Here is a 10,915-nt window from a genome sequence, read left to right on the forward strand (position 1 = left end):
AGAATATAATAGAATAAGCTATAAGGCTTATTACAAACTATTTTGGTAATACTTTAAGAAAATTTTCATGACTAATCTTTTGGACAAAGTCTGCAGAGAATCTTCCTTTTAATTCCTGAATAAAAGAATTATAGTCTGAATAATTTTCCAGTCCTTCTACAATTCCATCTGTACCATCAAAGTCAGACCCCAGACCAACAATATTTTCGCCACCTAAAGTTAGTATTTTTTCAATATGGTCAATAACATCCTTCGTTGTGGCCTGATTCGCTCCTGTTAAAAATTCTGGAACAAACGTCACACCCATAAAAGCATTTCTGGAAATTAATGCTTTAATTTGTTTGTTATCGAGATTTCTTCGGTGTGCACAAACTTTGAAGCTGTTTGAGTGACTGGCAATGGGATAGTAAGCCTCATCCATAACCTCCCAGAAACCTTTATAGGATAAATGCGAAACATCAGTTAATACTTCATATGTATTCAATACATCCACAACTTGTTTTCCGAACTTTGATAAACCTGCTCCTCTCACTTCTCCAATTCCATCACTAACTGCATTTCCATTATTCCAGGTAAGTCCTGCAGCTTTAACCCCCAAGTGGAGTAATGTTTTTAATTTGATGATGTCGTGACCAATAGGATGTAATCCCTCTAAAGTAAGCATTGCTCCTTTCTCGTCATCTTTCAAATTATCAATATCTTCTCGGGACTTTACCATTTTAATGTTAGGATAGGGCTTAAGAATTTTTTCATAAAATATATCTACCATTTTAAGTGCACTATGAAATTGTAAATCTTCAGGTACATCAGGAGGTACAAAAATAGCAAAGCATTGAACCTTTACATCATTATTTATCCATCTATTATAATTCACTCTTAACTCTTCCTGATCGTTAAACGACCATTCGGGATTTTTCCATAATTGATATAATACATCGCAATGTCCATCGATAACCATGTTGATTCCCCCTATGATGAGTTAGATTAACAGTCTTTTAAAATAAAAACCTGTTTGCCCGCTTAGCAAACAGGTTCATACTACATTTATCTTGGTTCAACAATCAACTTGATAGCCGTACGTTCCTCATTATCAATCATAATGTCTGTAAAGGCTGGAATACAAATGAGGTCTACACCACTAGGAGCAACAAAACCTCTTGCAATTGCTACCGCTTTAACTGCTTGGTTTAACGCACCTGCTCCAATTGCTTGAATTTCCGCGGACCCACGCTCGCGTAAAACGTTTGCAAGAGCACCTGCTACAGAGTTAGGATTTGATTTTGCTGAAACTTTTAATATTTCCATTACTAGTTCCTCCTTTTTTTACTATAATTCTTCCATAATTACTATATTCACTATTTTTTTAGATATTCCTTTTTATTATGAAGGATTTTTCTGAAAAATTCAAATTTTGACCTAAATAATGGGAGCGTTTCCATTTTGTTGAGAGGAAAGGATAAAGCCCCTTCACCTCTTACTAAGAATATAGCGAAAGCATGTTTATCTAATGGAAAAAAGGATGGTCATCATTGATGAGAATACGTTCTATTCGTTTAGCTATCCCATTTTCCTTATTTAATTCAATCAATACACCACTTAGTTGATTTCTTCCATCTGAAGCAACTTCAAAGCGTACGGGTAATGCTGTGTGAAATCTTCTAAGAACACTATCTTTTTCCATTCCCAATATCCCGTCATAAGGACCAGTCATCCCAACATCTGTGATATAGGCTGTTCCATTGGGTAAAATGCGATTGTCCGCTGTTTGCACATGTGTATGTGTCCCAACAACTCCACCTACTTTACCATCTAAAAACCAGCCGATTGCCTGTTTTTCGCTAGTAGCTTCTGCATGGAAATCTACAAAAATATAAGGAGTTCGTTTTTTCGCTTCGTTAACAAGCTCATCTACTACTCGAAAAGGATCCTCAATAGGAGGTAAAAACGTCCTTCCTTGTGCATTAATCACAGCTAATTCTTTTTGACCGAATTTATAGAACGTTAACCCTTTACCTGGTGTATCCGGAGGAAAATTAGCCGGTCGAATCATGTCATCAACATCATCGATAAATTCAAATATTTCTTTTTTATCCCAGGCGTGATTGCCAAGTGTGATGACATTGGCCCCCCATTCTTTTATTTGTCGGTAAATTTTTTCCGTTATTCCTTTTCCGTGTGCTGCATTTTCACCATTTACTACTGTTACATCAGGATTATATCGCCTTTTAAGGTGTGGTAAGTTTTCCTTTAGCATATCTCTTCCTGGTGACCCCACTACGTCTCCGATGAATAAAATTTTCATGTCGCAATCCTTTCTAAACTATTATGTAGTAATTATACGTTTAGTTTTACATATTAGGTATTTCTTGTCAAAACCCAAAACCTTCTGAACTGGAACTGTACAAATCAGTTCCTTTACTATAGTAGTTACTGCCGGATGCTAAATTAAGAGTATTTATCATGTAGACAAAAAAGAAAGCGACCCTTTAAGGATCGCTTATTTGGCATATTCAACTGCCCTTGTTTCCCGAATCACAGTAACTTTAATGTGACCTGGATAATCTAATTCGTCTTCAATTTTCTTACGGATATCTCTAGCAAGAATTAAGGATTCATCATCTCCAATTGAATCAGGACGAACCATTATTCTAATCTCCCGTCCAGCTTGAATAGCATAGGACTTTTCAACACCTTCATATGAATCAGATATTTCTTCTAATTTTTCAAGACGTTTAATATAGTTTTCCAACGTCTCGCTTCGTGCACCTGGGCGTGCAGCAGAAAGTGCATCTGCAGCAGCTACAAGGATGGATATAATTGATGTTGGTTCCTCATCACCATGGTGTGAAGCAATAGAATTTATAACCACCTCATGCTCTTTATATTTCTGAGCAAGCTCTTTTCCAATCTCTACGTGGCTACCCTCTACTTCATGGTCAATGGCTTTACCAATATCATGCATTAATCCAGCGCGACGTGCTAATCGTTCGTCTTCACCTAATTCTGCAGCTAACAAGCCAGCTAAATACGCGACTTCCATTGAATGTTTCAACACATTTTGACCATAGCTTGTACGATATTTTAGTCGACCTAAAATTTTGACTAAGTCTGGATGTAAACCATGTACGCCAATTTCAAAGGTTGTCTCTTCTCCAACTTCGCGAATATATTCATCAATTTCACGACGAGATTTTTCGACCATCTCTTCTATACGAGCCGGATGGATACGTCCATCCTGTACTAATTTTTCAAGTGCTAAGCGTGCTGTTTCTCTTCTAATGGGATCAAATCCAGAAAGAATCACAGCCTCTGGTGTATCATCAATAATTAAATCAATACCTGTTAATGTTTCTAAAGCTCGAATATTTCGTCCTTCTCTTCCGATGATTCGGCCTTTCATTTCATCGTTTGGTAAATTCACGACTGAAACCGTTGTTTCGGCGACATGATCTGCTGCACATCGTTGCATGGCCAGCGATAAGACTTTTTTAGCTTTCTTATCCGCTTCTTCTTTGGCACGATTTTCAGCATCTTTTATCATAATAGCCGTTTCGTGTTTAATTTCTTTTTCCACACGCTCTAAAATAATTTGTTTAGCCTGATCAGTTGTGTATCCAGAAACGCGTTCAAGCTCAGCTTGCTGTTCATTCATCAACTCTTCCACTTTGCTTTCCATTTCTTCAATTTGTTGTTGTTTTTCAGCAAGTGATTCATCTTTACGTTCTAACATGAGCTCGCGCTTATCCAGAGATTCAGATTTTCGATCCAAGTTTTCCTCTCGTTGTAATAAACGATTCTCCTGGTTTTTCACTTCCATTTGTCGTTCACGAAGTTCGTTCTCTGTTTCTTGACGTAATCGATGATTTTCATCTTTCGCTTCTAAAAGCGCCTCACGTTTTGCAGATTCAGCATTCCTCCGACCTTCTTCGACAATTTGTTTTGCCAAGTCCTCAGCGCTCGAAATTTTCGCCTCTGAAATAGACTTGCGAATTAAATAACCAACAACAATACCGACAACTAGGGCTAGCAAAGCGGAGATGATTATGGTGACAACTGTTTCCATTTTGTTCACCTCCTCTTGCTGTAATGCTCGTACTATTTCAAGTCGGCATGTACAAAATTTCAAATTTTAAGTCAGCATTTCAAAAATTTGTTGAAATATAAAAATAAAATTATACATGTTAATTTTAAGCGTGCCCCATTTCATTGTCAAGGTCAGGCTCTATAAGATAGAGAAATATTATCCATTTCATTGATCAAAACAGTCAAAAATGCTGTCCTTCTTAAGGACAGCATTTGCTTATTAATCCCTATTAAACGTCTAACATTTCCTGCGCTGCATCATTTGAGGTTTCTTCACCCTCATCTTCATTTCCCTCGTCAAGATTGTGATGTTTTCGAATTGCGTTTTTTACCTCTTCAGCAATATCTTCATTTTCACGCAAAAATTTCTTCGCATTTTCTCTGCCTTGCCCCATCTTTTCATTGTTATAAGAGTACCATGCACCACTCTTTTGAATAATATCTAAAGAAGCTCCTATATCGAGCAATTCTCCTTCTTTAGATATTCCTTCTCCATACATAATATCAACTTCAGCCGTTTTGAATGGCGGGGCCACCTTGTTTTTCACCACTTTAATTTTGGTTTTATTCCCTACCATGTCATTTCCTTGCTTAAGTGTTTCTGCTCTTCTTACTTCCAAACGAACGGAAGAATAGAACTTTAAGGCACGGCCACCTGGAGTTGTCTCAGGATTTCCAAACATAACGCCAACTTTTTCACGAATCTGGTTAATAAAAATGGCTGTTGTTTTCGATTTATTAATGGCGCCAGATAATTTACGCAAGGCTTGAGACATGAGTCGCGCCTGTAAACCGACATGGGAGTCCCCCATTTCACCTTCAATTTCAGCTTTAGGTACTAGTGCTGCAACAGAGTCAACAACAACCATATCAATCGCACCACTCCGAACAAGAGCTTCGGCAATCTCCAATGCCTGTTCACCAGTATCTGGCTGTGATAATAGTAATTCTTCTATGTTTACTCCCAATTTTCTTGCATATACAGGATCTAATGCATGCTCTGCATCAATAAAAGCCGCTTGACCGCCATTTCGCTGTGCCTCTGCAATGGCGTGTAAAGCTACTGTTGTTTTACCAGAGGATTCCGGACCATAAATTTCAACCACACGGCCCCGTGGATAACCTCCAACACCTAATGCAACATCCAGTGTAATGGAACCACTTGAAACGGTTGATACTTTTTGCCCCTCTTGTTCTCCCAGTTTCATAATGGAGCCTTTTCCAAATTGCTTTTCTATTTGTTTTAACGCCATATCAAGCGCCTGCTTACGTTCGCTCACAGTTTTTCCTCCTTTAACAATCTATCATCGTTACTTCTATCATAACCTTTTTTCATTCATTTGCCAACAGAAATGCGAATAAATGTTCTGTTAATTTCATGAAAATAACATAGCTGAAAAATGAAGTTTAATGACAAAACTTTAGAAAAATGATTACCATGTACCAGAATAAACATGATTTTTATATTATTTTTGCAATACGTCCTTAAGCGTATTAAATAATAATTCCATTCCTTTTTTTACAGTACGATTACGAATGTTCTCTCTGCTCCCGCTAAATTGAAAGGCTTTTACAACGGTATCCTGATTCCCGATTTTAAGTCCTATATAAACTGACCCAACTGGTTTTCCCTCACTGGCATTCGGGCCAGCATTACCTGTAAAACTAATACTAATCACTGACTGCATTTGCTTTTGAACTTGTTCGGCCATCTCCCTGGCACATTGTTCACTTACTGTCCCCTTTTCTTCAATAAGGGATTTAGGGATATGGAGTACATTTTCTTTCGCTTGTGTCTGATAGCTAACGACTGATCCTGCTATAACCGCTGAAGCACCTGGAACTGATATGAATTGATCAATAAAACGACCACCTGTTAAACTTTCTGCTGAAGCAAGGGTATATGAGTTTTCTTTAAGGATTTCTAAAATTTTCTGCTGCAGCGATTCATCATCTTTTCCATAATAGTAATCGCCTATTCTCATCATCAACTGCTCTTGCAGAGATGATATAGCGGTTAAGGCCTCTTCATTTGTTTTAGCTTTAGCTGTTAACCGAAGTGTAACTTCCCCTTCTCCTGCTAGAGGAGCAATGGTAGGATTGGTTTGTGCTTCCATTAGGTCAAAAATACGATCTTCCAGAATAGATTCTCCTATACCAATAAATTTCAGCACACGTGAAACGATTTGTTCGTTAACTGGATAGTATTCCCTCATAAAAGGAACGATACTTTCAAGAAAAATAGACTTCATTTCCCGAGGTACACCGGGAAGAAAAATCCATCCAGTTTGATTAAATTCTACAAACATGCCCGGTGCCATTCCTTCATTATTAGGGAACACTTCACCTTCTTTCAACACAAGAGCTTGTTTTTGATTATTTTCTGTCATCGGAATATCTCTTAGCTCAAAAAAAGTTTGGATTTTCGCTAATACCTGTTGATTAGTTTCAAGCTGTTGATTTAATACATCAGCTCCAGCCTCTCTCGTTAAATCATCCTCAGTTGGTCCAAGCCCCCCTGTAACAAAAACAAGATTAGATCGATTATTAGCAAGCTTCATAACGTCCTTTAAACGAGAGTAATTGTCACCAACAGTATGATGAAAATATACATTGATGCCTAAGTGAGCTAATTGTTGAGATATCCATTGTGCATTGGTATCTGCGATTTGGCCTAATAAAAGTTCTGAACCAACCGAAATAATTTCTGCATTCATTTCCTTATTCATTTAGAATCCCTCATCACGTGCCAGTTTTTCACAAAATATTCAACGCCAGAAACAACCGTAATAATCATAGCAGCATATAAAGCGATAAGGTCAAAAGGAAAACCTAAATACGAAAAAGGAAAATTGTGAAGTAATAGAGCTGAAACAGCTATTATTTGAATCCACGTTTTTAATTTTCCCATCTGACTGGCAGCCAGAACAATACCTTCTCCTGCGGCTACAAGTCTCAAACCTGTGATGGCGAACTCTCTGCTAATAATTATGATGACAATCCATGCTGGTGCTAAACCCTGTTCAATTAATAGAATAAATGCAGCAGATACAAGTAATTTGTCTGCTAACGGATCCAGGAATTTCCCTAAATTCGTAACTAAATTGTATTTTCTGGCATAATAACCATCGATCCAGTCTGTTGTTGATGCAATAATAAACAGGATTGCACTCACCAAATGGGAAACTGGTAACACACGCTCACCAATAGTAAGTTCTCCCCAATCCAGTGGAATGACAAGTAAAAGAATAAAAAACGGAATTAATAATATACGTGATAATGTAATTCGATTTGGGATATTCAATTTTAACGCCCTCCTGCTAACGAAATAAAGAGTCATCGGGAACACGATGACTCCATTTTTTATCCATCTTTTTTATTGTACCACTTTTAGTGTAATATCTTGAACAAAATTTTTAGGTTTTGTCGGGTCAAATGCATATTCTAATTTCTCTTCATTAACAGTTACATCAACAACTCCTGCCTGACCAATTCTCATCGTCACTTCTTTTTGATCAGCAAAATCAAATTCTTCTGGTGATTTGTCGGCTGTTAACATATCATCATAAATCACTTGTCCCTCTGCATTTCTTACAGTCAACCAGCTTTGGTCTGTTGCTGTTAACGTTACTTTAAATTCATCATCTTCGGGGAGTGTTACTTCATATTCAGCAGAAAGTCCGCCACTATTTGATTGATCGGCTAAATTAAGCTCAGTTTTAGATTCTTCTTGTTGACTTGCTTCATTCTCAGCATTTTCATTGCCTTCAGTATTTCCTGCATTTCCATTACCTTCATCTTTATTCTCTTCATTCGCTGTGCCTTCTGCATCAGAATTAGAATCTGATTCGTTTTCTTCTGTATTGTTGTTCTCCTGTGCTTGATTTCCACGTGTAATTTCCACCTCATCAGGATTTTCTTCATTTGGTGATTCTTCTGGTTCAATGGTCTGTTGATAAAAAAAGTAAGCAAATACCACAATAGCAACAATTAAAAGAACCGTTAAAATTTTGGGGATGACAGAAAATAACATGGAATGTTTCTCAGAAGATGGTTGTTTGCTATGCTTCTGAACTCGACTTATCCGTTCATATTCCTCCTGTTCAGAGGATGGAAGTTCTTCTTCATATTCTTCTAATAATTGATCTGCATTTAGTCCAACGGTATTGGCGTATTCACGTATAAATGCTCTAGTATAAAAAGTTCCTGGTAAAACGCTTAATTGGCCTTCCTCAATGGCTTGTAAATAGCGCGTTTGAATTTTTGTCATTTCTTGTATATTAGAAAGAGAAAGGCCTTTTTCCTCTCTAGCCTCTTTTAATCTTTGTCCTAATTCCATCTTTAACACCATCCATCCTTAAAAGTCAAACATTGAAAAACCATCATTTTGAGAAAAAGTAGGACGTTCAACACTTTCATACGTAATTTCTTCATCCTCTTCTGTTCTTAGTTCAATAATATAATCAAAATCTTGTAACGTATATTCTGTGTGCTGAACAAGAATGTCAGGATGTTCAACAACCTTTGTAGCTGACATACGCATTATCTCACGAATTAATTGCCAGTGTTTTTCACTTGCTCGTTTAGTTGATACAATACCATCTATAATAAAAAGGTTATCCTCATCATACTCATCTCTAATGAGCTGATTGCGTACCGTTTGTTTCAATAAGGTGCTAGAAACAAATAGCCATCTCTTGTTAGCACAAACACTTGCTGCTACAATTGACTCTGTTTTCCCAACTCTAGGCATTCCTCTTATCCCGATTAGTTTATGCCCTTCCTTTTTATATAATTCAGCCATGAAGTCAACAAGAAGTCCTAGTTCATCCCGAATAAAACGAAATGTTTTTTTATCATCAACATCACTATGTATGTAGCGCCCATGTCTAACAGCTAAACGATCCCGTAATTTGGGCAGTCGTAATTTTGTAACCCTAATGGTTTCCATTGTATCAAGAATGGATTTTAGACGTTTTATTTGTTCTTCATGCTTACTGAGTAGAAGCATCCCTCTACGGGAATTTTCAACACCATTAATGGTCACAATATTAATCGACAGCATGCCTAATAAAGAAGATATATCGCCTAATAAACCAGGACGGTTCGTTTGAATTTCGTACTCTAAGTACCATTCTTGTTTTTCCTCCATAGCCAAACCCCTTTATCATCAGGAATCATCAAAACCCATATTAATTACTATGATAAATGATTTTTCAATATTAGAAAAGGATATATTTCGCATAATTCTACAAATTATTAAGAAAAGCGAAGGCGACTGGTTAGATTCCACAGCATAAGCAGAATACACGCAGTGGTATGCCTTTCACCACGTAGTGAATTCTGCTTATGTCTGCTTGAATCTAGGAGCCATAGCTGGACAAAGAAAAGCGAAGGCGACTGGTTACGTCAGGCGGGATAAGCAGAATACATGGAGTTATACGGGTTTAGCTACCGAATGGCTAAATAACCGAAGACACTGTCCCGATGCCATAGTAGTTGGTTTGAAGGACATTTTCATACCATATACATTAATTTTGTCCTTCATATCCTTTATGAAGGACAATTATCATAGATTTTTCTTTATTTTGCTTTTCAAAAGCATTAGGAAGGACATTTTAGGTGAATTTTTACTTTTATTTGTTCTTCATTTCTCTCATGAAGGGGATTTCCTCTACTCCATTTACAGATATTGGCCACCATCTTCTTACGCATATCGTACGTAATGAAATTTCACGAAAATAAAACAAGAGGGTAAACTCCCTCTTGTTTTATTGCATCGTCCCATCATTTTGTACCATCTTAACCATCATGTTCGCAATTGCGTGCTTTTCATCATTAGAAGCGACATTCCATAAATCTCTAAGAATCGCTTCCTGATCATTTTTTGCGTCCACTTGGGTTGCTAAATAATCGCCAACCTCATAAGCTAGGTCACTAATTTCCTGCTGGGATAATCCTTGACCTTCTGCATTATGCATCTTGTCACCTAAAAAGTCTTTCCATGAATCAAAATTATCTAAGATGGACATGTTAGTTCCTCCTTCAAATTGGACCTTTCATGATTAGTGTGAACCGGATAAGGCTGATTATTCACAAAAGGAATGCATTTTAAGAGGAAAAGCCTCCATTAACATTAATAATTTGTCCATCTATATATTGTGCACGCTCACTCAACAAAAATTGAACAGTATTCGAAACATCCTGCGTGCTTCCAAATCTTTTTTGTGAAATTTTATCAATCAATGCATTTCGTTCTTCATCTGCTAAATGTTCATTCATTTTTGTATCAATCACACCCGGACTAACAGCATTAACACGAACGCCGCTAGCAGCAACTTCTTTTGACAGCGCCTTTACAAAACTATTTTGAGCTCCCTTAACTGTTGAATACATGACTTCATAACTCGCCCCTATATCTCCCCAGATCGAACTTATAAGCAAAATGCTGCCGCTTTTTCTTCTAATCATATCTGGAAGAAGCTGGCGAGTAATTTTCATAGGTGCCTGCACATGAAGCATCATCATTTCATCCATATCGTTATCCGTTACATCCTGAAATAGACCAAACATGGCTTTACCACTCGCGTGAACAAAGGCATCAATCTGGAAATGAAGCTTATCAAGTAACGATTGAATGCCTTCCAGCGTTGATAAGTCCGCCTGAATAAAGGAAAGAATAGATTCAACTGGTAAATTTTTTGCTTGGCTTCTTAAACGTTCCAAATTCTGATTGCAATGTAAAATCACCTGCCAGCCATTCTGGACAAGATCTTCAGCAATTTTTCCTCCAATTTCTCCACTAGCCCCTGTAATTAAACATGTTTTCATC

11 protein-coding genes are annotated in these 10,915 nt (G+C 37.3%); all 11 read right to left on the reverse strand.

Annotated elements, in window-relative coordinates; translation table 11 throughout:
• Positions 1 to 37: 37 nt before the first annotated feature.
• Complete coding sequence (locus tag BMX63_RS07935; protein WP_245732768.1) at positions 38 to 958, reverse strand: dipeptidase; 921 nt, start codon at positions 956 to 958, stop codon at positions 38 to 40.
• A gap of 86 nt (positions 959 to 1,044) precedes the next feature.
• On the reverse strand, positions 1,045 to 1,305 hold the full coding sequence (gene spoVS, locus BMX63_RS07940; protein ID WP_044157499.1) for a stage V sporulation protein SpoVS: 261 nt from the start codon (positions 1,303 to 1,305) through the stop codon (positions 1,045 to 1,047).
• Positions 1,306 to 1,504: 199 nt separating this feature from the next.
• Positions 1,505 to 2,302 (reverse strand): TIGR00282 family metallophosphoesterase, encoded by a 798-nt coding sequence (locus BMX63_RS07945; RefSeq protein ID WP_093133813.1) that lies wholly within the window; start codon positions 2,300 to 2,302, stop codon positions 1,505 to 1,507.
• Between the two features lie 195 nt (positions 2,303 to 2,497).
• The gene (gene rny / locus BMX63_RS07950) at positions 2,498 to 4,063 is read right to left on the reverse strand and encodes a ribonuclease Y (RefSeq protein ID WP_093133816.1); all 1,566 of its coding nucleotides are present in this window, start codon (positions 4,061 to 4,063) and stop codon (positions 2,498 to 2,500) included.
• 250 nt (positions 4,064 to 4,313) lie between these two features.
• Positions 4,314 to 5,363, reverse strand: coding sequence for a recombinase RecA (gene recA / locus BMX63_RS07955; RefSeq protein ID WP_093133818.1), 1,050 nt, complete (start codon positions 5,361 to 5,363; stop codon positions 4,314 to 4,316).
• A gap of 186 nt (positions 5,364 to 5,549) precedes the next feature.
• Positions 5,550 to 6,812: a competence/damage-inducible protein A gene (locus tag BMX63_RS07960; protein WP_245732769.1), complete on the reverse strand. Its 1,263-nt coding sequence runs from the start codon at positions 6,810 to 6,812 to the stop codon at positions 5,550 to 5,552.
• A complete protein-coding gene (pgsA, locus tag BMX63_RS07965; protein ID WP_093133821.1) occupies positions 6,809 to 7,387 on the reverse strand; it encodes a CDP-diacylglycerol--glycerol-3-phosphate 3-phosphatidyltransferase in 579 nt (192 codons plus the stop codon). Before pgsA ends, BMX63_RS07960 begins: the two co-directional genes overlap by 4 nt.
• A 72-nt stretch (positions 7,388 to 7,459) precedes the next feature.
• On the reverse strand, positions 7,460 to 8,434 hold the full coding sequence (locus tag BMX63_RS07970; RefSeq protein ID WP_093133823.1) for a helix-turn-helix domain-containing protein: 975 nt from the start codon (positions 8,432 to 8,434) through the stop codon (positions 7,460 to 7,462).
• Positions 8,435 to 8,440: 6 nt separating this feature from the next.
• On the reverse strand, positions 8,441 to 9,235 hold the full coding sequence (locus tag BMX63_RS07975; protein ID WP_093133826.1) for a DUF3388 domain-containing protein: 795 nt from the start codon (positions 9,233 to 9,235) through the stop codon (positions 8,441 to 8,443).
• A 619-nt stretch (positions 9,236 to 9,854) separates the two neighbouring features.
• On the reverse strand, positions 9,855 to 10,115 hold the full coding sequence (locus BMX63_RS07980; protein ID WP_093133829.1) for a DUF3243 domain-containing protein: 261 nt from the start codon (positions 10,113 to 10,115) through the stop codon (positions 9,855 to 9,857).
• A gap of 79 nt (positions 10,116 to 10,194) precedes the next feature.
• On the reverse strand, positions 10,195 to 10,914 hold the full coding sequence (ymfI, locus tag BMX63_RS07985) for an elongation factor P 5-aminopentanone reductase (RefSeq protein ID WP_093133832.1): 720 nt from the start codon (positions 10,912 to 10,914) through the stop codon (positions 10,195 to 10,197).
• Between the last annotated feature and the right edge of the window lies 1 nt (position 10,915).

Source organism: Salinibacillus kushneri, from assembly GCF_900111405.1.
GTDB classification, from domain to species: domain Bacteria; phylum Bacillota; class Bacilli; order Bacillales; family Alkalibacillaceae; genus Salinibacillus; species Salinibacillus kushneri.

Coding starts and splice junctions, on each gene's coding strand:
- BMX63_RS07935 (WP_245732768.1), bottom strand. CDS start 958: ATGGTTATCGATGGACATTGCGATGTATTATATCAATTATGGAAAAAT.
- spoVS (WP_044157499.1), bottom strand. CDS start 1,305: ATGGAAATATTAAAAGTTTCAGCAAAATCAAATCCTAACTCTGTAGCA.
- BMX63_RS07945 (WP_093133813.1), bottom strand. CDS start 2,302: ATGAAAATTTTATTCATCGGAGACGTAGTGGGGTCACCAGGAAGAGAT.
- rny (WP_093133816.1), bottom strand. CDS start 4,063: ATGGAAACAGTTGTCACCATAATCATCTCCGCTTTGCTAGCCCTAGTT.
- BMX63_RS07960 (WP_245732769.1), bottom strand. CDS start 6,812: ATGAATAAGGAAATGAATGCAGAAATTATTTCGGTTGGTTCAGAACTT.
- BMX63_RS07970 (WP_093133823.1), bottom strand. CDS start 8,434: ATGGTGTTAAAGATGGAATTAGGACAAAGATTAAAAGAGGCTAGAGAG.
- BMX63_RS07975 (WP_093133826.1), bottom strand. CDS start 9,235: ATGGAGGAAAAACAAGAATGGTACTTAGAGTACGAAATTCAAACGAAC.
- BMX63_RS07980 (WP_093133829.1), bottom strand. CDS start 10,115: ATGTCCATCTTAGATAATTTTGATTCATGGAAAGACTTTTTAGGTGAC.
- ymfI (WP_093133832.1), bottom strand. CDS start 10,914: ATGAAAACATGTTTAATTACAGGGGCTAGTGGAGAAATTGGAGGAAAA.